General features: G+C 61.7%; 26 protein-coding genes and 1 tRNA gene. 11 read left to right on the top strand and 16 right to left on the bottom strand.

What is annotated here, in order from left to right; translation table 11 throughout:
• Positions 1-55: 55 nt before the first annotated feature.
• Positions 56-496, bottom strand: coding sequence for a hypothetical protein (locus F6S08_RS02370; RefSeq protein WP_053140400.1), 441 nt, complete (start codon positions 494-496; stop codon positions 56-58).
• On the opposite strand from F6S08_RS02370, the gene F6S08_RS02365 reads away from it, so the two are divergent.
• On the top strand, positions 495-950 hold the full coding sequence (locus F6S08_RS02365; protein ID WP_046070509.1) for a tRNA (cytidine(34)-2'-O)-methyltransferase: 456 nt from the start codon (positions 495-497) through the stop codon (positions 948-950). The two genes, F6S08_RS02370 and F6S08_RS02365, sit on opposite strands and share 2 nt — an antisense overlap.
• A gap of 126 nt (positions 951-1,076) precedes the next feature.
• Here the strand turns inward: F6S08_RS02365 and secB are convergent, their stop codons facing one another.
• Genes secB through F6S08_RS02350 form a run of 3 tightly spaced genes read right to left on the bottom strand, consistent with a single transcriptional unit; the run spans position 1,077 to position 2,268 of the window.
• Entirely contained in the window at positions 1,077-1,556 is a 480-nt protein-coding gene (secB, locus tag F6S08_RS02360) for a protein-export chaperone SecB (protein ID WP_014716520.1), read from the bottom strand.
• 42 nt (positions 1,557-1,598) lie between these two features.
• On the bottom strand, positions 1,599-1,853 hold the full coding sequence (gene grxC / locus F6S08_RS02355) for a glutaredoxin 3 (RefSeq protein WP_010213876.1): 255 nt from the start codon (positions 1,851-1,853) through the stop codon (positions 1,599-1,601).
• A gap of 1 nt (position 1,854) precedes the next feature.
• Positions 1,855-2,268, bottom strand: coding sequence for a rhodanese-like domain-containing protein (locus tag F6S08_RS02350; RefSeq protein ID WP_065925750.1), 414 nt, complete (start codon positions 2,266-2,268; stop codon positions 1,855-1,857).
• Between the two features lie 151 nt (positions 2,269-2,419).
• Here F6S08_RS02350 and gpmI point away from each other — a divergent pair, with 151 nt between their 5' ends.
• From gpmI to F6S08_RS02330, 4 genes are all read left to right on the top strand, one after another.
• Positions 2,420-3,946, top strand: coding sequence for a 2,3-bisphosphoglycerate-independent phosphoglycerate mutase (gene gpmI / locus F6S08_RS02345; RefSeq protein ID WP_065925751.1), 1,527 nt, complete (start codon positions 2,420-2,422; stop codon positions 3,944-3,946).
• A 185-nt stretch (positions 3,947-4,131) separates the two neighbouring features.
• Entirely contained in the window at positions 4,132-5,427 is a 1,296-nt protein-coding gene (locus F6S08_RS02340; RefSeq protein ID WP_315871234.1) for a murein hydrolase activator EnvC, read from the top strand.
• A gap of 30 nt (positions 5,428-5,457) precedes the next feature.
• On the top strand, positions 5,458-6,774 hold the full coding sequence (locus tag F6S08_RS02335) for a S41 family peptidase (RefSeq protein ID WP_027605074.1): 1,317 nt from the start codon (positions 5,458-5,460) through the stop codon (positions 6,772-6,774).
• A gap of 1 nt (position 6,775) precedes the next feature.
• Positions 6,776-7,555: a divergent polysaccharide deacetylase family protein gene (locus F6S08_RS02330; RefSeq protein WP_315871233.1), complete on the top strand. Its 780-nt coding sequence runs from the start codon at positions 6,776-6,778 to the stop codon at positions 7,553-7,555.
• Here F6S08_RS02330 and F6S08_RS02325 read toward each other — a convergent pair.
• The 7 genes from F6S08_RS02325 to F6S08_RS02295 all read right to left on the bottom strand — a co-directional run bounded on the left by F6S08_RS02325 (position 7,546) and on the right by F6S08_RS02295 (position 13,245).
• Positions 7,546-8,301, bottom strand: coding sequence for an ABC transporter substrate-binding protein (locus F6S08_RS02325; protein ID WP_315871232.1), 756 nt, complete (start codon positions 8,299-8,301; stop codon positions 7,546-7,548). The genes F6S08_RS02330 and F6S08_RS02325 overlap by 10 nt on opposite strands.
• A gap of 66 nt (positions 8,302-8,367) precedes the next feature.
• Positions 8,368-9,138 carry an imidazole glycerol phosphate synthase subunit HisF gene (gene hisF / locus F6S08_RS02320; RefSeq protein ID WP_003171107.1) on the bottom strand — a complete coding sequence of 257 codons (771 nt, stop codon included), beginning with the start codon at positions 9,136-9,138 and terminating at the stop codon, positions 8,368-8,370.
• Between the two features lie 9 nt (positions 9,139-9,147).
• Entirely contained in the window at positions 9,148-9,885 is a 738-nt protein-coding gene (gene hisA, locus F6S08_RS02315) for a 1-(5-phosphoribosyl)-5-[(5-phosphoribosylamino)methylideneamino]imidazole-4-carboxamide isomerase (protein WP_027605077.1), read from the bottom strand.
• 39 nt (positions 9,886-9,924) lie between these two features.
• On the bottom strand, positions 9,925-10,182 hold the full coding sequence (locus F6S08_RS02310) for a DUF2164 domain-containing protein (protein WP_065925755.1): 258 nt from the start codon (positions 10,180-10,182) through the stop codon (positions 9,925-9,927).
• A complete protein-coding gene (gene hisH, locus F6S08_RS02305; RefSeq protein WP_315871231.1) occupies positions 10,183-10,821 on the bottom strand; it encodes an imidazole glycerol phosphate synthase subunit HisH in 639 nt (212 codons plus the stop codon). It lies immediately after the preceding gene.
• Positions 10,821-11,414 (bottom strand): imidazoleglycerol-phosphate dehydratase HisB, encoded by a 594-nt coding sequence (gene hisB / locus F6S08_RS02300; protein ID WP_017849940.1) that lies wholly within the window; start codon positions 11,412-11,414, stop codon positions 10,821-10,823. The genes hisH and hisB overlap by 1 nt, the downstream gene beginning before the upstream one ends.
• Before the next feature lie 169 nt (positions 11,415-11,583).
• Positions 11,584-13,245, bottom strand: coding sequence for an OFA family MFS transporter (locus F6S08_RS02295; protein ID WP_074848444.1), 1,662 nt, complete (start codon positions 13,243-13,245; stop codon positions 11,584-11,586).
• Positions 13,246-13,570: 325 nt separating this feature from the next.
• On the opposite strand from F6S08_RS02295, the gene F6S08_RS02290 reads away from it, so the two are divergent.
• From F6S08_RS02290 to F6S08_RS02275, 4 genes are all read left to right on the top strand, one after another.
• Complete coding sequence (locus tag F6S08_RS02290) at positions 13,571-15,781, top strand: AsmA family protein (RefSeq protein WP_137211657.1); 2,211 nt, start codon at positions 13,571-13,573, stop codon at positions 15,779-15,781.
• Positions 15,778-16,845, top strand: coding sequence for an A/G-specific adenine glycosylase (mutY, locus tag F6S08_RS02285; RefSeq protein ID WP_065925759.1), 1,068 nt, complete (start codon positions 15,778-15,780; stop codon positions 16,843-16,845). The genes F6S08_RS02290 and mutY overlap by 4 nt, the downstream gene beginning before the upstream one ends.
• Positions 16,842-17,114, top strand: a complete 273-nt coding sequence (locus F6S08_RS02280; protein ID WP_027605083.1) for an oxidative damage protection protein — start codon at positions 16,842-16,844, stop codon at positions 17,112-17,114. Before mutY ends, F6S08_RS02280 begins: the two co-directional genes overlap by 4 nt.
• 103 nt (positions 17,115-17,217) lie before the next feature.
• Positions 17,218-17,293, top strand: a tRNA-Phe gene (locus F6S08_RS02275).
• Positions 17,294-17,422: 129 nt separating this feature from the next.
• On the opposite strand, the gene F6S08_RS02270 is transcribed toward F6S08_RS02275, so the two are convergent.
• From F6S08_RS02270 to F6S08_RS02250, 5 genes are all read right to left on the bottom strand, one after another.
• Positions 17,423-17,692: a hypothetical protein gene (locus F6S08_RS02270; RefSeq protein ID WP_027605084.1), complete on the bottom strand. Its 270-nt coding sequence runs from the start codon at positions 17,690-17,692 to the stop codon at positions 17,423-17,425.
• A gap of 94 nt (positions 17,693-17,786) precedes the next feature.
• A complete protein-coding gene (locus F6S08_RS02265) occupies positions 17,787-19,391 on the bottom strand; it encodes a hypothetical protein (protein ID WP_315871230.1) in 1,605 nt (534 codons plus the stop codon).
• 85 nt (positions 19,392-19,476) lie between these two features.
• The gene (locus F6S08_RS02260) at positions 19,477-20,442 is read right to left on the bottom strand and encodes an arsenic resistance protein (RefSeq protein ID WP_065946683.1); all 966 of its coding nucleotides are present in this window, start codon (positions 20,440-20,442) and stop codon (positions 19,477-19,479) included.
• Between the two features lie 41 nt (positions 20,443-20,483).
• Complete coding sequence (locus F6S08_RS02255; RefSeq protein ID WP_315871311.1) at positions 20,484-20,765, bottom strand: type II toxin-antitoxin system RelE/ParE family toxin; 282 nt, start codon at positions 20,763-20,765, stop codon at positions 20,484-20,486.
• A 16-nt stretch (positions 20,766-20,781) separates the two neighbouring features.
• Positions 20,782-20,976 carry a stability determinant gene (locus F6S08_RS02250; protein WP_083221133.1) on the bottom strand — a complete coding sequence of 65 codons (195 nt, stop codon included), beginning with the start codon at positions 20,974-20,976 and terminating at the stop codon, positions 20,782-20,784.
• Positions 20,977-21,175: 199 nt separating this feature from the next.
• Here F6S08_RS02250 and F6S08_RS02245 point away from each other — a divergent pair, with 199 nt between their 5' ends.
• Together F6S08_RS02245 and F6S08_RS02240 are read left to right on the top strand one after the other, a co-directional pair.
• The gene (locus tag F6S08_RS02245) at positions 21,176-22,147 is read left to right on the top strand and encodes an alpha/beta fold hydrolase (RefSeq protein ID WP_065946684.1); all 972 of its coding nucleotides are present in this window, start codon (positions 21,176-21,178) and stop codon (positions 22,145-22,147) included.
• Between the two features lie 17 nt (positions 22,148-22,164).
• Positions 22,165-22,569, top strand: coding sequence for a hypothetical protein (locus F6S08_RS02240; RefSeq protein ID WP_027605088.1), 405 nt, complete (start codon positions 22,165-22,167; stop codon positions 22,567-22,569).
• Positions 22,570-22,640: the final 71 nt, after the last annotated feature.

The following is a 22,640-nucleotide window of genomic DNA, read 5'->3' as shown; positions in this document are numbered from 1 at the left end:
CTGGCTTCACCCCGTTTTGGGAGCCCTGGTACAGGCAGGCCGGGAACTCCCTCTTTTATTGCTCTTGGAGATGGATCTCCAGCCGCCAGCGGTCATCGACCTCCTCGCCCTTCCACTCCCCGCGCAACGGCCGAGCCGCCACCAGGTTCAGCAGCAAGCCCGCATCGGTCTTGCGCACGCGCCAGTTCACATCCTTGTCGTTGACCTTGAGCTGCCCGCTGGCGGCTTTGCCTTGTGCATCGAACAACAGCGCCACGGTGCCGTCGATGTGCTCGCCGTGCAGCTTGGGTTCGCTGTTGAACCACACCACCACACCGTCCGCCGCCGTCTCTATCTGCTGCAACTCGACCGGGTCAGGGGTGGTCAGGCGGCCGATCATCAGGCCCACCATCAGGCCGACAATCGCCAATGAGCCCATGACCCTCGGCATTAGCTTCGGTCTTGGGTCTTCTTCAGGGGTAGAATGCAGCGCATCTTTGCCTTCGGAGCCGTGCATGTTTCACGTCATCCTTTTTCAACCAGAAATTCCGCCGAATACCGGCAACGTTATCAGGCTGTGCGCCAACAGTGGCTGCCACCTGCATTTGATCGAGCCCCTGGGCTTCGACATGGACGACAAGCGCCTGCGCCGTGCCGGCCTGGACTACCACGAGTATGCCACCCTGCAGCGCCATGCCGACCTGGCCAGCTGCCTGGAAAGCCTGGGCCACCCACGGCTGTTCGCGTTCACCACCAAGGGTTCGCGACCGTTCCATGATGCCAGCTTCGCCGAAGGCGACGCCTTCCTGTTCGGCCCGGAAAGCCGTGGCCTGCCGGCCGACGTACTCGACGCCCTGCCGGACGGGCATCGCCTGCGCCTGCCGATGCGCGAAGGCTGCCGCAGCCTGAACCTGTCGAACACCGTCGCCGTTGCCGTCTACGAAGGCTGGCGCCAACTCGGCTTCAAGTAACACACATAACAAATGTGGGAGGGGGCTTGCCCCCGATGGCGGAGTGTCAGTCGACATCTACGTGACTGATCCACCGCTATCGGGAGCAAGCCCCCTCCCACATTGGGTTCTGCGTCGGGTTCGAGATTACTGAACCGTCGGTGCGCCTTCCTGTTGCATGCGCTGCAGCTCTTGAGCGTACAGGGCATCGAAGTTCACCGGAGCCAGCATCAACGCCGGGAACGAACCACGGGTGACCAGGCTGTCCAGGGTCTCGCGGGCATACGGGAACAGGATGTTCGGGCAGAACGCACCCAGGGTGTGGCTCATGGACGCTTCGTCCAGGCCCTGGATCAGGAAGATACCGGCCTGTTGCACTTCAGCGATGAAGGCCACTTCTTCGCCATTCTTGACGGTGACCGACAAGGTCAGCACGACTTCGTGGAAATCGCCTTCCAGTGCCTTTTGACGGGTGTTCAGGTCCAGGGCAACGCTTGGGGTCCATTCCTGGCGGAAGATAGCCGGGCTTTTCGGCGCTTCGAACGACAAGTCACGCACATAGATACGCTGCAGCGAAAATTGTGGGCCTTGGGCTTCTGCTGCTTCGGTGTTCTGTTGGTCAGTCATCGCAGATCCTTCTTGATCTTGGGGTCTTTTAGGGGTTAGGAGTCAGACGAGCAGCAGCGCATCGAGTTTACCGGCGCGCTCCAGGGCAAACAGGTCGTCGCAACCACCGATGTGTTTGGCGCCGATCCAGATCTGCGGCACTGACGTGCGCCCCGCCTTCTGGGCCATTTCGGCACGCACCTGGGGTTTGCCATCGACCTTGATCTCTTCGAAGGCAACGCCCTTTTTCTCCAGCAGGGCCTTGGCCCGCATGCAGTAAGGGCACCAATCGCTGGAATATACGACGACCTGGCTCATATCACTTCACCAGCGGCAGGTTATCGGCGCGCCAGCTGCTGATGCCACCGGACAGCTTGGCGGCGGTGAAACCGGTCTTGAGCATCTCGCGGGCGTGGGTACCGGCGTGCTGGCCCTGGGCGTCGACCAGGATGATGGTCTTGGCCTTGTGCTTTTCCAGCTCGGCCAGGCGCGCGATCAGCTTGTCCTGAGGAATGTTCAGGGCACCGACGATGTGGCCGGCGGCGAAATCCTTGACTGGGCGGATATCCACCACAATGGCCTCATCCTTGTTGACCAGCGCGGTCAGCTCCGACGTGCTAAGGCTGCGGCCACCACGGCTCAATTCGTGAGCGATCAGCAGCGCCAGCAGGATGACGAAGGCACCCACGAGCAGATAGTGGGCAGTGGCAAATGCAATCAGGTGATCAACCATCAAGGAGGTTCCAGGGCGTTAAAATGGCGGTAAGTATACACAGCCGTCAGGGGGGGCCAACCCCCGTAAAGCGGTGACGTGGTCGGAACTTCGCTTTAAACTGCCACTCCCTTTTCAATTGCCTTCCTTTATTACCGCCGCGAGAGGATCTATGACTACCACGCCTAAACCTTTGGTCCTGATAATTCTCGATGGCTTCGGACACAGTGAAAGCCACCACGACAACGCGGTGTACGCGGCCAAGAAGCCCGTACTCGACCGCCTGACCGCGACGGTGCCCAACGGCCTGATCTCCGGCTCGGGCATGGACGTGGGCCTGCCGGACGGCCAGATGGGCAACTCGGAAGTCGGCCACATGAACCTCGGCGCCGGACGAGTGGTCTATCAAGACTTCACTCGCGTGACCAAATCGATCCGCGATGGCGAGTTCTTCGAGAACCCGACCCTCTGCGCAGCGGTAGATAAAGCAGTGGCCGCCGGCAAAGCCGTACACTTCATGGGCCTGCTGTCCGACGGCGGCGTTCACAGTCACCAGGACCATCTGGTGGCAATGGCCGAGCTGGCCTTCAAGCGCGGCGCCGACAAGATCTACCTGCACGCCTTCCTCGATGGCCGCGACACCCCGCCAAAAAGCGCGCAATCCTCCATCGAGCTGCTGGACGCCACCTTCGCCGCTCTGGGCAAGGGCCGCATCGCCAGCCTGGTGGGCCGCTACTTCGCCATGGACCGCGACAACCGTTGGGACCGCGTGTCCCAGGCCTACAACCTGATCGTCGACGGCCAGGCCGAATTCCACGCCGCCACCGCCCAGGAAGGCCTGGAAGCTGCCTACGCCCGTGGCGAGAGCGATGAATTCGTCAAGGCCACCACCATCGGCGAGCCGGTCAAGGTCGAAGACGGCGACGCCGTGGTGTTCATGAACTTCCGCGCCGACCGTGCCCGCGAGCTGAGCCGTGTGTTTGTCGAAGACGGTTTCAAGGAATTCGAGCGGGCGCGCCAGCCAAAAGTCCAATACGTCGGCCTGACCCAATACGCCGCCAGCATCCCGGCCCCCGCTGCCTTTGCTGCCGGCAGCCTGGACAACGTGCTGGGCGACTACCTGGCGAAGAACGGCAAGACCCAGCTGCGTATCGCTGAAACCGAAAAATACGCCCACGTGACCTTCTTCTTCTCCGGCGGCCGTGAAGAACCGTTCCCAGGCGAAGAACGCATCCTGATCCCTTCGCCGAAAGTCGCCACCTACGACCTGCAGCCGGAAATGAGCGCGCCGGAAGTCACCGACAAGATCGTCGACGCCATTGACCACCAGCGTTACGACGTGATCGTGGTCAACTACGCCAACGGTGACATGGTCGGCCACAGCGGCAATCTGGAAGCTGCGACCAAGGCCGTGGAATGCCTGGACCTGTGCGTCGGCCGCATTGTCGAGGCCCTGGAAAAAGTCGGCGGCGAAGCGCTGATCACCGCCGACCACGGCAACTGCGAGCAGATGTCCGACGAAACCACCGGCCAGGCCCATACCGCCCACACCACCGAGCCGGTGCCGTTCATCTACGTCGGCAAGCGCGACTTCAAAGTGCGTGAAGGCGGCGTGCTGGCGGATGTGGCACCGACCATGCTGATGCTGATGGGGTTGGAGAAGCCCAAAGAGATGACCGGGACCTCAATTCTGGTCTGATCTCAACAAACATGTGGGAGGGGCTTGTCCCTTCCCACATGGGATCTGCGGAGTTTGGTAGATGTCTTTTTGCCATACCACCGCCGCTCGGCACCTATCTTGCCTTCCAGGCCGAATTGGACGTTTTTTTTGCAGCGCTTGGCGGGCATACTAGGCCGTCCCTTTCCCTGGTGTCGCCCGCCTCTATGCTTCGCGCCTTGATTACCCTCGCTCTTGTCTGCCTGCTCCAACCGGCGTTTGCCGACGAGCGCGCACAAACTCAACAACAGTTGGACGCTACGCGTCAGGACATTACCGAGCTGAAAAAACTGCTCGGCAAGCTCCAGGAAGAAAAATCCGGGGTGCAGAAAGATCTGCGCGGCACGGAAACCGAAATGGGCAAGCTGGAGAAGCAGGTCCAGGAGCTGCAAAAAGAACTAAAGAAGAGCGAGTCGGAACTGGAGCGACTCGACGCTGAGAAAAAAAAACTCCAGAGCGCACGCGTTGAACAGCAACGCTTGATCGCGATCCAGGCCCGCGCCGCCTACCAGAGCGGCCGCCAGGAATACCTCAAGTTGCTGCTCAACCAGCAGAACCCGGAGAAATTCGCGCGCACCCTGACCTACTACGACTACCTGAGCAAGGCCCGCCTGGAGCAATTGAAAAGCTTCAACGAGACCCTGCGCCAGTTGGCCAACGTCGAACAGGAAATCGCCAACCAGCAGTCGCAGCTGGAGGACCAGAAAGCCAGCCTCAACGCCCAGCGCGACGAGCTGGACAAGGTCCGTAAGGAGCGCCAGCTGGCCCTGGCCAAGCTCAATGACGACGTGAAGGCCCGCGACGCCAAGCTGCAGGCCCGCGAGCAGGACCAGGCCGACCTGGCCAAAGTGCTCAAGACCATCGAAGAAACCCTGGCACGCCAGGCACGCGAGGCCGAAGAGGCGCGACAGAAAGCGCTGATCGCCCAGCAGGAAGCGGAAAAAAAGCGCCAGCGTGAGGCCGAACTGGCAGCCACCACCGATGCCCCGGGGCCGCGCAAACCGGTACATGCCGCCCCTGGCCCGCTGGTTTCCAGTGCCGGCGAGTCGTTCGGCGGCCCTTTTGCTTCAGCCCGCGGCAAACTTCCATGGCCGGTTGATGGTCGACTGCTGGCACGCTTTGGGGAAACCCGGGGCGATGACACCCGTGCCAAGTGGGACGGGGTGATGATCAGCGCCTCTGCCGGCAGCCAGGTCCACGCCGTACATGGCGGGCGCGTGGTGTTTGCCGATTGGCTGCGGGGCGCCGGTTTGCTGGTGATTCTCGACCACGGTAATGGCTATTTAAGCCTTTATGGCCACAATCAGACGTTACTCAAGTCGGCAGGTGATGTTGTAAAAGCCGGTGAATCTATCTCCACTGTCGGTAACAGTGGTGGCCAGGACACCCCGGCGCTGTACTTCGCTATTCGTCAGCAGGGTCGCCCGAGCGATCCCGCACAATGGTGCCGGTCCCAAGGATAGGGTCGCATCTACATTAGGAGTTCGTTCGACATGCTGCATTTGTCCCGCCTCACTTCGCTGGCCCTGACGATCGCCCTGGTCATCGGCGCGCCTCTGGCTTTTGCCGACCAGGCCGCCCCGGCTGCACCCGCCGCCACGGCCGCGACCACCAAGGCGCCATTGCCGCTGGACGAGCTGCGCACCTTTGCCGAGGTCATGGACCGGATCAAGGCCGCCTATGTCGAACCTGTAGACGACAAGACCTTGCTGGAGAATGCCATCAAGGGCATGCTCAGCAACCTTGATCCGCACTCCGCCTACCTGGGTCCGGAAGATTTTGCCGAGCTGCAGGAAAGCACCAGCGGTGAGTTCGGCGGCCTGGGCATTGAAGTCGGCGCCGAAGACGGCAATATCAAGGTGGTCTCGCCCATCGATGACACCCCGGCGTCCAAGGCCGGCATCCAGGCCGGTGACTTTATCGTCAAGATCAACGGCCAGCCGACCCGCGGCCAGACCATGACCGAAGCCGTCGACAAGATGCGCGGCAAGATCGGCCAGAAAATCACCCTGACCCTGGTGCGCGACGGCGGCAACCCGTTTGACGTGACACTCACCCGTGCGACCATCGTGGTCAAGAGCGTGAAGAGCCAGCTGCTGGAGTCTGGCTACGGTTACATCCGCATCACCCAGTTCCAGGTCAAGACCGGCGACGAAGTGGCCAAGGCCCTGGCTAAGCTGCGCAAGGACAACGGCAAGAAACTCAGCGGCATCGTGCTCGACCTGCGCAACAACCCGGGCGGCGTGCTGCAGTCGGCGGTGGAAGTGGTCGACCACTTCATCACCAAGGGCCTGATCGTCTACACCAAGGGCCGTATCGCCAACTCCGAGCTGCGCTTCTCGGCCACCGGCAACGATCTCAGCGAGAACGTGCCATTGGCCGTGCTGATCAACGGCGGCAGCGCCTCGGCCTCGGAAATCGTCGCTGGCGCCCTGCAAGACCAGAAGCGCGGCGTGCTGATGGGCACCACCAGCTTCGGCAAAGGCTCGGTACAAACCGTGCTGCCGCTGAACAACGATCGCGCCCTGAAGATCACCACCGCGCTGTACTACACGCCGAACGGCCGCTCGATCCAGGCCCAGGGCATCGTGCCGGACATCGAAGTGCGCAAGGCCAAGATCACCAACGAAATCGACAGCGAGTACTACAAGGAAGCAGACCTGCAAGGTCACCTGGGCAATGGCAACGGCGGTGCCGACCAGCCAACCGGCAGCAGCAAGAAAGCCAAGCCGATGCCGCAGGACGATGACTACCAGCTGGCCCAGGCGCTGAGCCTGCTCAAGGGCCTGAGCATTACGCGCAGCCGTTGATATGCGTGTTGCCCTGATCATCGCTGTGCTGTGCAGCCTGGCAGGGGTCGCCCAAGCGGCCCCTGCCGGCGAATCCCACAAAGCCTACCTGACCCTCATCATCGACGACCTGGGGCAAAACCTGCCCCGGGATCGTCGCGTGCTGGCCCTGCCTGGGCCGGTGACCACGGCGATCATGCCCGACACGCCCCACGCCGCCGAATTCGCCCGCGAAGCGCACAAGGCCGGCAAGATCGTGATCCTGCACATGCCCATGGACCCCGCCACCGGCCCGTTCGCCTGGCACCCGGAACTCTCCATGGAAGAACTTGGCCAACGCCTGGACGCCGCCTTCAAGGCCGTGCCCTACACCGCCGGCATCAACAACCATATGGGCAGTCGCATGACCGCCCAGCCGGCCGCCATGGCCTGGCTGATGGCGGAACTGCAGCGGCGCAACAAATTCTTCGTCGACAGCCGCACCAGCGCACAGACCGTGGCCGCCGCCGAGGCGCAGAAGATCGGCCTGGCCCATGTCTCGCGGGATGTATTCCTCGATGATGAGCGCACCGAAGCGGCGATTGCCACGCAGCTGCAAACCGCGATCAAGCTGGCGCATAAACAGGGTTCGGCGGTGATGATCGGCCACCCCTATCCGCAGACGCTGGCGGTGCTCGAGCGCGAATTGCCCAAGCTCCAGGCCCAGGGCATCGAGTGGATTGATATCAAGCTGATGATCAGTGTGCGCAGCAATCAAGCCATGCCGGGGCACGGCAAGAACGGCGTCTACCGCTACAAATAGTCCGCCATGATCTGTTCCACCCGCCCTTCAGAGCGCAACTGATCCAACGCTTCCTGCAGCCTGGCTACCGTCTCATCCGGCACATCCTTGTTCAGCGCCAGGTACAACTGGGCACTGTTGAACCGCAGCACAGTCTTGAGCCCGGTCACACCGACCTGGCGCGCCAGGTAACGCCCGGCCGGGTCGCCGGTGGCCCACAGGTCGATCTGGCCATCCACGAGCTTTTGCGCGTTGTCCTGGTCACGCAACACCACCACCGGGTTAAGGCCCTGCTTCTCCAGGGTCTCGGCGATGGCATCGCCTTTATAGGCGCCGATCCTGTAGCGGCGCGCATGCTCCAGGTCGTCGAGCTGGATCTTGCTGTCGGCCTTGGCCAGCAGCACCCAGTCGTCCGGGCCGATGGGGCCGACCCACTTGAACAGCGCTTCACGATCCGGCAGGCGCGCCATCACAAACACGCCATAGCCGGGTTTCTCCAGGGCGAGCTTATAGATTCGCTCCCAGGGAAAACGCAGGGTGAGATTGTAGGAAATGCCGGCACGCTTGAAGGTTTCGCGCACGATGTCCACGGCGATGCCTTCGATGTTCTCGTCCCTGGCGAAGTTCTTGCCGTTCTTGGCCATGTTGTAGGGCGGGAAATTTTCCGTCAGCAACACCAGGGAGGCGTCGGACGGCTCTTCGGCGTGGGCCGCACTCACCATGAAGATGGAGGTGCTGGCGAGGGCAAGCAGCAGGGTCTTGAACATGAAGGCTACCGGAATCCATGGCAAGCGCAGAGAGTGCCGCGCGCCTGCCATGGTGTCCAGCAACGTTTAGCGAACGACGATACCGCGCGCCGCCATGTAGGCCTTGGCCTCGGGAACGGTGTATTCACCAAAGTGAAAAATACTCGCCGCCAGCACCGCGCTGGCATGGCCTTCGATGACGCCGTCGGCCAGGTGTTGCAGGTTACCGACGCCGCCGGAAGCGATCACCGGAATACCCAGCGCATCGCTGATGGCGCGGGTCACGCCCAGGTCGAAGCCGTTCTTCATGCCGTCCTGGTCCATGCTGGTCAGCAGGATTTCCCCGGCGCCCAGGCCTTCCATCTTCATCGCCCACTCCACCGCGTCCAGGCCGGTCGGCTTGCGACCGCCATGGGTGAAGATCTCCCAGCGCGGGGTTTCGCCAGGGCCGGAGACTTTCTTGGCGTCGATGGCGACCACGATGCATTGCGAGCCGAAGTGCTGCGCGGCTTCGCCGACGAACTCCGGGTTGAACACCGCAGCAGTGTTGATCGAGACCTTGTCCGCACCGGCATTGAGCAGGTTGCGGATGTCCTGCACGGTGCGCACGCCACCGCCCACGGTCAGCGGGATAAACACCTGGCTGGCCATGCGCTCGACGGTATGCAACGTGGTGTCGCGGCCGTCGACGCTGGCGGTGATGTCGAGAAAGGTAATTTCGTCGGCACCTTGCTCATCGTAGCGACGGGCGATTTCCACCGGGTCGCCGGCGTCACGGATGTTCTCGAACTTGACGCCCTTGACCACGCGACCGTTGTCGACGTCCAGGCAAGGGATGATGCGTTTGGCCAGCGCCATGGTCAGTCCTCAGCCGTTGTAGGCATCGCAGTAAGCCTGGGCTTCGGCGACGTCCAGGGTACCTTCGTAGATCGCACGGCCGGTGATGGCGCCGATGATGCCGGGGGCCTTGGCGTCCAGCAGCGACTTGATGTCGCCCAGGTTGTGAATGCCGCCGGAAGCGATCACCGGAATCTTCGTCGCCGCCGCCAGCGCCGCGGTGAACGGCACGTTGCAGCCCTGCATCATGCCGTCTTTGGCGATGTCGGTATAAACGATGGCGGACACGCCGTCGGCTTCGAACTGCCTGGCCAGGTCGATGACTTGCACGGTGCTGATTTCAGCCCAGCCGTCGGTGGCGACGAAACCATCTTTAGCGTCCAGGCCCACGATCACTTTGCCCGGGAACGCGCGGCAGGCTTCGGCGACGAAGGCCGGGTCTTTCACGGCCTTGGTGCCGATGATCACGTAGCTCACGCCGGCCTTGACGTAATGCTCGATGGTTTCCAGGGAGCGGATACCGCCGCCGATCTGGATCGGCAGGTTCGGGTAGCGCCTGGCGATCGCGGTGACCACCTCGCCGTTGACCGGCTGGCCTTCGAAGGCGCCGTTCAAGTCCACCAGATGCAGACGCCGGCAGCCCCCTTCCACCCATTTGGCAGCCATGCTCACCGGGTCATCGGAGAACACGGTGGAATCTTCCATACGGCCTTGGCGCAGACGGACGCAGGCGCCGTCCTTGAGATCGATAGCGGGGATAATCAGCATCTGGCAAACCTTATTCGATATTCAGCAATGCTTGGGAAATCAGGGTTTCTCAAGCGACCACAGGTCGCTTTCGATGCTTTCGAACCTTTCTTTAAGGAGCGTCTGCGTATCGAAAATCGCCCTGTTGTAATAGTGCGGAGCCACTTCGGTGGTGAACAGCTCAAGAATCTCGGCGACCTCGAACGAGCCCAGCTTGAGCTCGAAGCGGTCTTCCATGAAGCGCTTGATCTTGAGGGTAGCCTCACTTTCCTGCTCTGGCGTGAGGTTCAAGATCGGCAGCTTCGGCTTCCTGGCCATTTACCAGCGCCCATCCCAGGCGGCGAAGTTCTGCAGCAATTGCAGGCCATGGGTATGGCTCTTCTCCGGGTGGAACTGCACGGCAAAACGCGAACCTTCGGCCAACGCAGCGGCGAAGTCGACGCCGTAGTGCCCACCACCCACCACCTGGCGCGGTTTACCGGCGGCGATGTAGTAGCTGTGCACGAAGTAGAAGCGCGCCATGTCCGGAATGTCGTGCCACAGCGGGTGATCCACTGTCTGGCTGACTTCGTTCCAGCCCATGTGCGGGACTTTCAGGTGGGCGCCGTCTTCGTGCAGGTCCTTGCCGAAGAACTTCACCTGGCCGGGGAACAGGCCGATGCAGTCGACGCCGTCGTTCTCTTCACTGCGATCGAGCAAGGCTTGCATGCCCACGCAGATGCCGAGGAACGGACGATCCTGGCTGACTTCGCGCACCAGGCTGTCAAAGCCCAGGCGACGGATCTCGGCCATGCAATCGCGGATCGCCCCCACACCGGGGAACACCACGCGGTCGGCTTCGCGAATCACGCTGGCATCGCTGGTGATCAGCACCTTGCCGGCCCCTACGTGTTCGAGGGCCTTGGCCACCGAGTGCAGGTTGCCCATGCCGTAATCGATAACCGCGACCGTCTGCATTACAGGACGCCCTTGGTCGAGGGCATCTGCCCGGCCATGCGCTCATCCAGCTCCACGGCCATGCGCAGCGCGCGGCCGAAAGCCTTGAACACGGTTTCGATCTGGTGGTGGGTGTTGGTGCCACGCAGGTTGTCGATGTGCAGGCTGACAAGTGCGTGGTTGACGAAGCCCTGGAAAAATTCCTGGAACAGGTCGACGTCGAAGCCGCCCACGGTGGCGCGGGTGTACGGCACGTGCATCTGCAGGCCTGGGCGGCCGGAGAAGTCGATGACCACACGCGACAGCGCTTCGTCCAGCGGGACATAGGCGTGGCCGTAGCGACGGATGCCTTTTTTGTCGCCGATGGCCTTGGCAAACGCCTGGCCGAGGGTGATGCCTACGTCTTCCACCGTGTGGTGGTCGTCGATATGCAGGTCGCCCTTGCTGACGATATCCAGGTCGATCAGCCCGTGACGGGCGATCTGGTCCAGCATGTGCTCAAGAAAAGGTACACCGATATCAAATCGGGCCTTTCCGGTGCCATCCAGGTTGATCGAGGCTTTGATCTGGGTTTCCAGAGTGTCGCGCTCGACGGACGCCTTACGTTCGGCCATCACCAGCTCCGCAAAATCATTGGGCGAAAAAGGCAGCCATTATAGGGGCGCGGGCGCTAAACAGAAACATCGAAGGGGATAAGACTGACGAGTTGAGGCGGGGAATGTCGGGGATAGACATGTATACACAAGCGGGCGCTCCAGGATGGTGCGCCCGCTTGTATTCAACTTAGTGGAACAGTACCGCCGTCTTCTGCAGGGTCACCCACACACCCCACGCCAACGGAATACCCACCACCAGCCAGGCGGCAATTGCCAATGGCACGGTGCCGGAGGCCGCTTTCCACTCCAGGGAAGTACTGGCATCGGCACCCTTGTCATGGCCCAGCGCTTGCTCTGCGGCAAGCTCTGCATCGGTCATGAAGTACTTGTCGGCCACCGGGCGGACCAGCATGTTGCAGATAAAGCCCAGCACCAGCAGGCCGGCGAGGATGTACAAGGTGATGTCATAGGCCGCAGCGCGTTCAACGCCGATGCTCAGTTGATACTCACGCAGGTAGTTCACCAGCACCGGGCCCAGCACGCCCGCCGCTGCCCAGGCGGTCAGCAGGCGACCGTGGATCGCGCCGACCATCTGGGTACCGAACAGGTCGGCCAGGTAGGCCGGGACGGTCGCAAAGCCACCGCCGTACATCGACAGGATGATGCAGAACGCCGCCACGAACAGCGCCACGTTGCCCAGGTGCCCCAGGTTCGGGATCAGCGCATACAGGGCAAAGCCCAGGGCGAAGAACACGAAGTAGGTGTTTTTACGCCCCAGGTAGTCGGAGAACGACGCCCAGAAGAACCGACCACCGATGTTGAACAGGCTCAGCAGGCCGGTGAAGCCCGCAGCGATGGCGGCAATCGACGCCAATTGCCCGGCGTCCAGTTGGCCAAACGGCACATCGACACCCAGCAGCTTGCCACCGAACACTTCCTGCAGCAGCGGCGAAGCCATGCCGAGGATGCCGATACCGGCCGACACGTTCAGGCACAGCACCAGCCATACCAGACGGAATTGCGGGGTTTTCCACGCCACATTCACGTGCACGTGACGGTGGGTGATCATCGCGTTACTGGCTTTTTTCGCCGGTGCGGTCCAGCCCTCAGGCTTCCAGCCAGTGGGTGGAACGCGGTAGGACAGCGCGCCGCCGATCATGAACACGAAGTAGATCGCAGCCATGACCAGGAAACTCTGCCATACGCCCACGCTAGTCGGCGAAGCAAAATGCCCCATCAGCGCAGCAGCCAGCGGGGCGCCAACCATTGCGCCGCCGCCGAAGCCCATGATCGCCATGCCGGTGGCCATGCCGCGCTTGTCCGGGAACCACTTGATCAGGGTCGATACGGGCGAGATATAGCCCAGGCCCAGGCCGATACCGCCAATGACCCCGGAGCCGATCCACATCAGCCAGATCTGGTGGGTATAGATACCCAGCGCCGAGATCAGCAGGCCGCCGCACCAGCACAACGCCGACACAACACCGGCCTTGCGCGGCCCGGCATGTTCCAGCCAGCCACCCCAGATCGCTGCCGAGCAGCCCAGGAAGATGAAGAACAGGGTGTAGATCCAGCCCAGCATGGAGATGGGCCAGTCGCATTGGGACGAGAAGACTTGGGCGATGAAGCTCATGTCCGGCGCACAGGCAACCGGTTTAGTGATACCCAGCGCCTTGGACAGCGGCAGCCAGAACACCGAAAAGCCGTAGGCCATGCCGATGCACAGGTGGATGGCCAGGGCGGCCGGTGGAACCAGCCAGCGGTTGAAGCCGGGCTTGGCGATAATGCGCTCCTTGGACAGGAACGCAGGCTGGGCGGCAGTAGTGCCGGCCACAGTGCTAGTGCTCATTGATGAATCCCCCAGTTATTAGTATGCGTTCGTCAGGCGCTCTCTCCCTCGGCCTTGCACGCAAAGCGTGGCCGTTTTTGTAGAGTGAAGCTCCATTTTGGCGCGACGATAAGTCGCAGAAGGCGAACGAACGGCCGAAGATTAGCATTAGCGAGTGACAGAAAAACCAAAATGACATCATCTTTTTGCGATTTTTCGGTTTTATTGGCGTCAAAAACCCGTTTTCGCCCCTATGGATACAATGTAACGATCGGTGACCTGACGCAGGCCGTCGGGCGTTATACTCTGCGGCTAAATTTTGAAATCGACATACAAGGACTCGCCCATGAAAGCGTTCGGCAAAATCCTGGGTCTGGTACTTCTCGGGCTGTTGCTGATCATTGTGGCTCTGGGCTTCGCCCTGACCCATCTCTTCGATCCCAACGACTATAAAGACGAGATTCGCCAGATTGCCCGCGACAAGGCCCACATCGAGCTGACGCTCAATGGCGATATCGGCTGGAGCCTGTTCCCCTGGCTCGGCCTGGAACTGCACGAAGCCAGCGTGGCGACCCTGACCACGCCGACCCAACCCTTCGCCGACCTGCAAATGCTTGGCCTGTCGGTACGCGTGCTGCCGCTGCTGCGTCGCGAGGTGCAAATGAGCGATGTGCGTGTCGAAGGCCTGAACCTGCGCCTCAACCGCGACAAGCAGGGCCATGGCAACTGGGAAGACATCGGCAAGACCGCGCCGGTGGCAACTGCCGGAACCCCCGCGCCAGCGCAAGCGCCTGCCGAGCCCGAAGCGGAAAAACCGTCCAAGCCGATCCGCCTGGATATCGACAGCCTGACGGTCAACAACGCCCGCGTCGAATACAACGATGAACAGACCGGCAAGCAATTCAGCGCCGAAAGTATCCAGCTGAGCACCGGCGCCGTGCACGAAGGTGCGAGCATCCCGGTGAAACTCACCGCCTTCTTCGGCAGCAACCAGCCAGTGATGCGCGTCAAGACCGAGCTCAACGGCAACCTGCGTATCGAACGCGCGCTCAAGCGCTACCAGTTCGAAGACATGAAAGTCACCGGCGAAGCCACTGGCGAGCCGCTGCAAGGCAAGACCGTGACCTTCTCCACACAAGGCCAGTTACTGGTGGACCAGGCGGCCAATATCGCCGAATGGACCAACCTGAAGCTCTCGGCCAACCAGTTGCGCGCCTTGGGCGAACTGAAGGTCAACGACCTGGACAAGACCCCGCAACTCAGCGGCGCGCTGTCCATCGCCCAGTTTGACCTGGCCAAGTTCCTCGACAGCGTCGGCAACCCGCTGCCGCCCATGGCCGAGGGCAGCCTGAGCAAGGTCGAGCTGGTCAGCCGCCTCAAGGGCACGCCGACCAGCCTGGCGCTGGAAGACCTGAACCTGAAACTCGATGGCAGCACCTTTACCGGTCGTATCGCCGTGGACGACTTTGCCAAGCAGGCGCTGCGCGTGCAGCTCAAGGGCGATACCTTCAACGCCGACAACTACCTGCCGGCCAAGTCCGAATCCGCCAAGGGCGCGACCGCCGCCCGCCAGGCCGAAGTGCAGAACAGCGAAGCCGGCGCCATGGCGGCCGGGGGCACCACGCCACTGCCGGAAGCACCGACCAAAGGCGCCTGGAGCACCGACAAACTGCTGCCATTGGCCCATCTGCGCAAGCTGGATGTGAATGCCGACCTCGCCTTCGGCCAACTGACCCTGAGTAAATTGCCGATCCAGAATGCCGTGCTGAAAGCGTCCGGCGTCGACGGCCAACTCAAGCTCGACACCCTGAGCGGCGGGCTCTACAACGGCACCTTCCAGGCCAACGGCAGCCTGGACGTGCGCCAGGACATTCCGCTGCTGGCCCTGCAAAGCCGGATCAGGCAGGTGCCGGTCGAACGCATCCTGCAGGCCCAGGGGCAAACGCCGCCGGTGAAAGGCCAGGTCACCCTCGACAGCAACCTCAGCGGCCGCGGCAACAGCCAGAAAGCCCTGATCGACAGCCTCAACGGTACCGCCAGCTTTGTGATCAACAACGGCGTGCTGCTCAACGCCAACCTCGAGCAGCAACTGTGCACCGGTATCGCCCTGCTCAACCGCAAGACCTTGAGCGGCGAACAACGCGGCAAGGACACCCCGTTCCAGGAGTTGAAGGGCAACCTGACCTTCCGTAACGGCGTCGCCAACAACCCCGACCTGAAAGTGCGCATCCCCGGGCTGGCGGTCAATGGCAACGGTGACATCGACCTGCGCGTGCTGGGCATGGATTACCGCGTCGGCATCATCGTCGAAGGCGACCAGCGCGAAGTACCGGACCCGGCCTGCGAAGTCGGCGCCAACTTCCAGGGCATCGAAGTGCCGTTGCGCTGCCGTGGCCCACTGGAACTCGGTGCCAAGGCCTGCCGCCTGGACAAGGACGGCCTGAGCCAGGTCGCGATCAAGGCGGCCGGCAACAAGCTCAGCGAGAAGCTGGAAGAGAAGCTCGACAAGGTCAATCCGCAGCTCAAAGATGCTTTGAAAGGCCTGTTCAAACGATGAAAAACGAGCAGTTTTCAACGGCGGTGCTGGACTGGTACGACCGCCACGGCCGCCATGACCTGCCCTGGCAACAGGGCATCACGCCTTACCGGGTGTGGGTTTCGGAGATCATGCTGCAGCAGACCCAGGTCAGCACGGTGCTCAATTACTTCGACCGCTTCATGGCCTCCCTGCCAACGGTCGAAGCCCTGGCCGCCGCGCCGGAGGACGAAGTGCTGCACCTGTGGACCGGCCTGGGTTATTACACTCGGGCGCGCAACCTGCAAAAGACCGCGAAAATCATCGTGGCCGAGTACGGCGGCGAGTTTCCCAGGGATGTGGAAAAACTCACCGAGTTGCCCGGCATCGGCCTGTCCACCGCCGGCGCGATTGCCAGCCTGAGCATGGGCCTGCGCGCGCCGATCCTCGATGGCAACGTCAAACGCGTGCTGGCGCGCTTCACCGCACAAGAGGGCTACCCCGGCGAACCCAAGGTGGCCAAGCAGCTGTGGGCCACCGCGGAGCGCTTCACACCCCATGATCGTGTCAACGCCTACACCCAGGCGATGATGGACATGGGCGCCACCCTCTGCACCCGCAGCAAGCCCAGCTGCCTGCTGTGCCCGCTGGAAAAAGGCTGCGAAGCCCACCTGCTCGGCCTGGAGACACGCTACCCGATCCCCAAGCCGCGCAAGAGCATCCCGCAGAAGCGCACGCTGATGCCGATGCTGGCCAATGCCGAAGGCGCCATCCTGCTTTACCGCCGCCCCTCCACCGGCCTGTGGGGCGGCTTGTGGAGCCTGCCCGAACTGGACGACCTGCAAGACCTCGAACACCTGGCCAACCAGCACGCTCTCGAGCTGGGCGAGCACCAGGCACTGCCGGGGCTGATCCACACCTTCAGCCACTTCCAGCTGGCCATCGAACCCTGGCTGGTGCAGGTCGAGGAATCCGCCCATCACGTGGCCGAGGCCGACTGGCTCTGGTATAACCTCGCCACCCCGCCGCGCCTGGGCCTTGCCGCCCCGGTAAAGAAACTGCTGAAACGCGCGGCCGATGTATTGAACGCAGGAGAGTCGTCATGACCCGCACCGTAATGTGCCGCAAGTACAACGAAGAATTGCCAGGCCTGGAACGCCCTCCGTACCCAGGTGCGAAGGGCCAGGACATTTTCGATCACATCTCCGCCCAGGCATGGGGCGACTGGCTGAAACACCAGACGCTGCTGATCAATGAAAAACGCCTGAACATGATGAACGCCGAAGACCGTAAATACCTGTCAGGCGAAATGGACAAGTTCTTTTCCGGCGAGGATTACGCCAAGGCTGACGGCTACGTGCCGCCTGCTCAATAATTGATCAAAAATCGGGGTCGGCACGTAAGCGACGGTAATAATTAAATATTTTTTGAAAACTTGCTTGACGACCCCCTGAAAAACCCGTTTAATGCGCCCCGTTGCCCAGATAGCTCAGTCGGTAGAGCAGGGGATTGAAAATCCCCGTGTCGGCGGTTCGATTCCGTCTCTGGGCACCACTAATTAGTTTCAGGTGGTGCAAAAACCACCCGAAAGCCCACAAGAAGCCCGCCCAGTGCGGGCTTTTTGTTGTCGGGGATTTATAGATGCCGCCTGGGGCGATCGAGCATCGCCCCAGGGGATTTCAGTTAGCTGCGATCCGACATCAATGTGAACACTGCCACCCGCTCCTGATCGGATATCTCAAAGCCGCGCTCTTCCACCCGATCCAGCCAGCCCTGGGCTGACAGCTGCTCGCCAAAGCGTACCAGGCGCCCGTAACGCTCGAAGACCGCCCTTAACACATTGATCATCGCCGGATAGCTGCAACCGCCATCAAAGCCAATGCTCAGCCTTCCGATTCGCGAGCGCTCAATTACGTAGCCACTGACGGGCCGCTTAAAGTCCTTTTTCGTCATATCCCTGTGCTTCCAATACGGCAAGTTCAAAAAACGGCACAGCCAATTTGACCGACCGGTCACTCGATCGGCAAACATACAGCAAGGTGCCAGGTCACTTCAGCAAAAACACCATCAGCGGGTTGTCGTTCAATCGCCCCTCTAGGCTCGGCTGCAGGCGCTCCAGGGGCGTTCCCGGCAACAGCGCCGTTTCCTTGCGTGCCACGATCACCCAGGCAGGACGGGGCAAAGCATCCAGCCGTCCAACCTCGTTACCCGCGATAAACACGGGCTGCTCGTCGTGGTCCAGGTTCATCATGTAGCGCACGGCCCAGGTATCACGCCCCAGGTTGAGAAACACCAAGGTACCCGGCTGCTTCACGCGAAGCGCCTCCACCTGCCCCACGAATCTCCGGGTATCGAACTGCAAATCCTTGGCCGGCTCCACGACAGCCACCAACACCAGCCATTGCGCCGCCAATGCAACGAGGCTAAGCCACACCAGTCGCTGCGGCCGTCGCCAGACACCCAGCGCAGCCACTTGCAGCACCAACAGGACAGCAATCAGTAGCGGCAACGAAACGTTAGGCCAGTAACCGTGCTTCTGCCACCCATGCCGACAGACAAACACGGCAACCACGCACAGCGCCGGCAGCGCCGCGACAAGCCATTCATAGCCCCTGCGCACGCCCAAGAGCCAGCCTTGCGCCTGAAGCAGCCCATAGGCCGCGACAGCCGCAAACATCGGCACCATGGGCAGAATGTAATAGGCACGCTTGAAATGCGGCACCGACAAGCCAAGCAGGATCATCACCCCACAGGCACCGAGCCGCACCACCAATTGCACCGGATCATCAAACCGCTCCGCCCAACGATGACGCAGCGCAACCAATGTGACCAACGCCAGCGGCACCACGGGGAAGTAACGGTACAGGCTCAGCTGGAAGTAGAAATAGAACGGCTCGCCGCTTTCATCAAGGCGCCCGCCCACTTGCATCTTGAACACTTCATCGGCAAACCCATCGCCGCCGCTGATGCGCGCCAGCTTCACCAACAGCCACCAACAGGCCGCCAGCAACACCAGGCCGACGATGCCGTGGATCAACACCTGCCTGACCCGCGCTCCAGGTCTGCCCAGCGCCCAATACACGCACACCACGCCGCAGACTTCGATCAAGCCCAGCGGGCCGCGTATCGCGAAACCCAGGATGAACAGCGGGAACACCGCAAGTTGCCTGAGCCGCGAACCCAGGCGCTCACCACTGTGCAGCAGGTAGAAACTGCCGACACACAGCACCGCCACCATCTGGTCCAGGCATACCGAGCGGGACTTCTCGAGCAATTGGGTGGTGAGCAACGTCAGCAGCACCGTGAGCAACGCCCACGGGCGACTCGCCGGGACCAGCAAGCGATAGATCAAGGCTACGACCCCGGCGGATGCAAGGGCAGTGGGCAGCACATTGGCCAAATGGTTGGGCGCACCGAACAACCGGGCAAATACGTAACTGAAGAAGGTCGCGGTACCAGGGTAGTCCGCGTAAGGCTGCCCATAGGTGGTGGGGAAAAGACTCGCGCCATGGCGAAACATTTCCTGCAGGAACAGCGCCCAGCGCCCGTCAAAGCCCTGGGGTTGCTGGTCCCAGATACCCAGCGTGAACAGCAACAGCGCGAACAGGAAAATGCCCAGGGACTCCAGGCGGAAACGGTTGCAGTGATCCATGGGTTGGCCTGTCAGGTAGGGAACGCCGACCTAGGGTGCCGAACGTATCCCTAATAGCACCTGAACAAACCTGAACATTCACGTTTCACCGACCTGCAGGCCACACCAGCCTCGGGATCAGGCGCACGTAGATCAACTCGCCCACCAACTCGACCAGGGTTTGCAGGATCACCGCCGTCGCCGCCACGCCGCGCACGTCTTCTGGCAACGCCAGGGCCAGCGGCAACACCACCAATGAGTTACGCGTCGATGCGCTGAACGTCACCGCCCGCGCCGTCGCCGCCGGCAGCGCGAACAGCCTCGCAGCCAACGCCCCGATCACCGGCGCCAGCAACAGGAACGCCACGTACACCGGGATCACCGGCAGCAACAGGTTAATGTCACGCACTACCGAAGTGATTTGCGAACCGATCACCACCACCAACACCAGCGCCATCGCCGGCACCGGCAACCATGCCCAAGCGTCGCTCCACGCACTGACGCCCGATGAGCGCCGTGCCAGGAATGTGGTGATCACCGCCAGCCCCATGGGCAGCACGATCAACAACAGGAACGCCTCGATAAACGGCCCCGCCTGCACCACCACCCCGGACTGCGCCCCCAGCATCAACCCCAGGTACACCGGCAACAGCAGCAACTGCAGCAACAACAGCACCGGCGTCGCCGCCAGCATCAAGCGCGAGTCGCCTTTACCGATATGGGTAAACACCACCACATAGTCGATACACGGCGTCAGCAACACCAGCAATGCGCCTACCAGCAACGCCGGGCGCTCCACCAGGCCACGGGTCAACACCCACACCAGCAGCGGCACGAGGATGAAATTGGCCAGCAGCAGCGCCGACAGAAAGCGCTTATGGCCCAAGCCCTGGCGCAGGTCCAGAAAAGGAATTTGCAGGAACATCGCATACATCAACACCGCGATGGCGGGCGTGACCAGCGCGCCGAGGCCCTGGGCCAACGAAGGCGCGAGCAGGCCGAACGCACCAGCCAGGAGGACAGCGGCGAAGTAGAGGGGGATCTGGTTGTGTTCGAGGGTGTCGCGGGTCATGAAAACGCTCTGGTGGATCGCAGAGGTGCAAGCCTATGCGTCTACTGGCGCGAGGTCGAGTGCAGCGGACCGGTCGCCTCTGAAGGATATTCTTGGCGTGTATGCAATACGGTCAGGATCTCGACCTGTTCCATAACGCGATAGACGACCCGATAGTTTGGATGAACAACCATTTCACGAGTGCCGGACAAGCGCCCTTGCCTGAATCCGTATGGCATTGACGATAAACCCTCAGCGGCCGCCACAATCGTACGGTGCAACGAAGCGGCGGAAGCGGCGTTGTACTGCTCGATGTAATCAATAATTTCGGTCAAGGCGACGATAGCCTCAGGTCGCTATTTAACGAGCAGCACGACGAGCCTTGCGCCTCTCTTCCAGCATCCTCTCGACTTCTGCCATTGCCTCATCGTGTGGAATACTTGGGCGAGGATCATCAATGGAAGCCTGTACCTTGGCACGAAACCAACGGTCGTAGCTGGCAGCCCGCTCTTCAGTTTCAAACTCTGAAACGATGGGAGAACGTGGGATGCTCATGGAGACCTCCGGAATAGGTGCCTGCCAGTCTAATCTGTCCATGGTTTGCTGTCGTTTCTCTCGGATCTATGGCTTTCGCCGGGGCTCTGCACGCTTTGCGAGCGCCGAAGGTTAATGACCCAATCAAAGGGCAGACAAGTGCTGGCAAACTGGCTAGCTGTTACTAAAAAATAATAATCCACGCAGGGGCTTCGAAACGATGAATTTGAATGACGCCTCTTCAGTAGAACTTGCAACTACACCCCAAAATAGCCAAAGCGAATCCTTCAAGGAATCCGCCGCAGACGGCCACCCCCTCGGCGGCTTCACCTGGCGCCACCCGCGCACCGACCGCGAACGGCCGGTCGTCATCATCAACGCCGCCACCTCCGTGCGTTGCCACCACTACTCACGTTTCGCCGACTACCTGTTTGCCAACGGCTTTGACGTGATCACCTACGACTATCGCGGCATCGGCGAGTCCCGCAGCGGTTCGTTGCGTGGGTTCAAGGCGTCGTGGTCGGATTGGGGCACGCTGGATTTCGAAGCGATCCTGCTGCGGGCGCAGCGGGAGTTTCCAGGCCAGCCGATTGATGTGGTCGGCCACAGTTTTGGTGGCTGTGCGGCGGGGCTGGGCGCATCCGGCGCGGTGATCCGGCGAATCGTGACCGTGGGCGCGCAGTTCGCCTACTGGCGCGATTACGCCGCCGCCGGGCGCTGGCAGATGTTTGCCAAATGGCATGTGGTCATGCCGATGGTCACGGCACTCTGCGGGTATTTCCCCGGCAAGCGCCTGGGTTGGCTGGAGGATACGCCGGCAGGCGTGGTGCGCGACTGGAGCACGCCAACGCCCAGGTATGAGACGCGGCCCAGCGGGCGGGCCCTGGCGGACTTGCCATTCAGTCGCGTGAAGGCGCAGGTGCTGGCGATCAGCATCACCGATGACCCCTTCGGCACCGTGGCGGCGATTGAACGGTTGCTGGGTTACTTCGACGGCAGCGAGCGCACCCATCTGCGCATCGCCCCGGAAGACATCGGCGAAAAACAGGTCGGACATTTCGCGTTCTTTCGCAGGGAGTATCAGGATCGGTTGTGGCCGATTGCACTGGCCTGGCTGCAACACGGTCAATTAACGGCGGATACCCTTGGGATTTCCCTCAACCTGCGCTTCAATACCCCACCCAGATCCTGACCCAAGGACGTGAGCCCATGGCCTCGCCGAACAAGCAGCAAAAACGTGCCCACCGGGCCAAGGCCAAGGCCAAGCAGAACCGCACCCAGCGCGCCGTCGCGAGCAAACCGGATGCGTTTGCCGGCGATGACGACCGGATTGACCTTGAGTCAGTGGATTTGACCGAGCTGTTCGTGGAGATGCGCACCGCCGGCGAGACCAGCCAGCAGGCCCTCTGCGCGGTATTCCTGGCCCACCCGCTGCTCGCGCTGGTGCTGGAGCAGGAAGGCGAAGAAGAAGCCACCGACTTTATCCTGGCGGCACTGATCGAGTATCGGCAGTGGGCCACCGACAGCGACGATGAAGCCGCCGCACTGGCGTGGATCGAATCGCCGCAGTTCCAGGCGGATTACGTCGCCGCATCCGAGGCCCTCACCAACTAAAACCAAATGTGGGAGGGGGCTTGCCCCCTCCCACATTTGAACTGCGGCGCAATCGAGCACCGCATTCCATC

Origin of the sequence: Pseudomonas sp. JV449 (assembly GCF_032424295.1) — a bacterium.
GTDB lineage: Bacteria > Pseudomonadota > Gammaproteobacteria > Pseudomonadales > Pseudomonadaceae > Aquipseudomonas > Aquipseudomonas marginalis.
The sequence above is the reverse complement of the archived record's forward strand: the minus strand, read 5'-3'. Positions and strand labels throughout refer to the sequence as shown.

What these genes read in the sequence shown, in the direction of transcription:
- F6S08_RS02365 (WP_046070509.1), top strand. Translation starts at nt 495, where the DNA reads ATGTTTCACGTCATCCTTTTTCAACCAGAAATTCCGCCGAATACCGGC.
- F6S08_RS02370 (WP_053140400.1), bottom strand. Translation starts at nt 496, where the DNA reads ATGCACGGCTCCGAAGGCAAAGATGCGCTGCATTCTACCCCTGAAGAA.
- secB (WP_014716520.1), bottom strand. Translation starts at nt 1,556, where the DNA reads ATGACTGACCAACAGAACACCGAAGCAGCAGAAGCCCAAGGCCCACAA.
- grxC (WP_010213876.1), bottom strand. Translation starts at nt 1,853, where the DNA reads ATGAGCCAGGTCGTCGTATATTCCAGCGATTGGTGCCCTTACTGCATG.
- F6S08_RS02350 (WP_065925750.1), bottom strand. Translation starts at nt 2,268, where the DNA reads ATGGTTGATCACCTGATTGCATTTGCCACTGCCCACTATCTGCTCGTG.
- gpmI (WP_065925751.1), top strand. Translation starts at nt 2,420, where the DNA reads ATGACTACCACGCCTAAACCTTTGGTCCTGATAATTCTCGATGGCTTC.
- F6S08_RS02340 (WP_315871234.1), top strand. Translation starts at nt 4,132, where the DNA reads ATGCTTCGCGCCTTGATTACCCTCGCTCTTGTCTGCCTGCTCCAACCG.
- F6S08_RS02335 (WP_027605074.1), top strand. Translation starts at nt 5,458, where the DNA reads ATGCTGCATTTGTCCCGCCTCACTTCGCTGGCCCTGACGATCGCCCTG.
- F6S08_RS02330 (WP_315871233.1), top strand. Translation starts at nt 6,776, where the DNA reads ATGCGTGTTGCCCTGATCATCGCTGTGCTGTGCAGCCTGGCAGGGGTC.
- F6S08_RS02325 (WP_315871232.1), bottom strand. Translation starts at nt 8,301, where the DNA reads ATGTTCAAGACCCTGCTGCTTGCCCTCGCCAGCACCTCCATCTTCATG.
- hisF (WP_003171107.1), bottom strand. Translation starts at nt 9,138, where the DNA reads ATGGCGCTGGCCAAACGCATCATCCCTTGCCTGGACGTCGACAACGGT.
- hisA (WP_027605077.1), bottom strand. Translation starts at nt 9,885, where the DNA reads ATGCTGATTATCCCCGCTATCGATCTCAAGGACGGCGCCTGCGTCCGT.
- F6S08_RS02310 (WP_065925755.1), bottom strand. Translation starts at nt 10,182, where the DNA reads ATGGCCAGGAAGCCGAAGCTGCCGATCTTGAACCTCACGCCAGAGCAG.
- hisH (WP_315871231.1), bottom strand. Translation starts at nt 10,821, where the DNA reads ATGCAGACGGTCGCGGTTATCGATTACGGCATGGGCAACCTGCACTCG.
- hisB (WP_017849940.1), bottom strand. Translation starts at nt 11,414, where the DNA reads ATGGCCGAACGTAAGGCGTCCGTCGAGCGCGACACTCTGGAAACCCAG.
- F6S08_RS02295 (WP_074848444.1), bottom strand. Translation starts at nt 13,245, where the DNA reads ATGAGCACTAGCACTGTGGCCGGCACTACTGCCGCCCAGCCTGCGTTC.
- F6S08_RS02290 (WP_137211657.1), top strand. Translation starts at nt 13,571, where the DNA reads ATGAAAGCGTTCGGCAAAATCCTGGGTCTGGTACTTCTCGGGCTGTTG.
- mutY (WP_065925759.1), top strand. Translation starts at nt 15,778, where the DNA reads ATGAAAAACGAGCAGTTTTCAACGGCGGTGCTGGACTGGTACGACCGC.
- F6S08_RS02280 (WP_027605083.1), top strand. Translation starts at nt 16,842, where the DNA reads ATGACCCGCACCGTAATGTGCCGCAAGTACAACGAAGAATTGCCAGGC.
- F6S08_RS02270 (WP_027605084.1), bottom strand. Translation starts at nt 17,692, where the DNA reads ATGACGAAAAAGGACTTTAAGCGGCCCGTCAGTGGCTACGTAATTGAG.
- F6S08_RS02265 (WP_315871230.1), bottom strand. Translation starts at nt 19,391, where the DNA reads ATGGATCACTGCAACCGTTTCCGCCTGGAGTCCCTGGGCATTTTCCTG.
- F6S08_RS02260 (WP_065946683.1), bottom strand. Translation starts at nt 20,442, where the DNA reads ATGACCCGCGACACCCTCGAACACAACCAGATCCCCCTCTACTTCGCC.
- F6S08_RS02250 (WP_083221133.1), bottom strand. Translation starts at nt 20,976, where the DNA reads ATGAGCATCCCACGTTCTCCCATCGTTTCAGAGTTTGAAACTGAAGAG.
- F6S08_RS02245 (WP_065946684.1), top strand. Translation starts at nt 21,176, where the DNA reads ATGAATTTGAATGACGCCTCTTCAGTAGAACTTGCAACTACACCCCAA.
- F6S08_RS02240 (WP_027605088.1), top strand. Translation starts at nt 22,165, where the DNA reads ATGGCCTCGCCGAACAAGCAGCAAAAACGTGCCCACCGGGCCAAGGCC.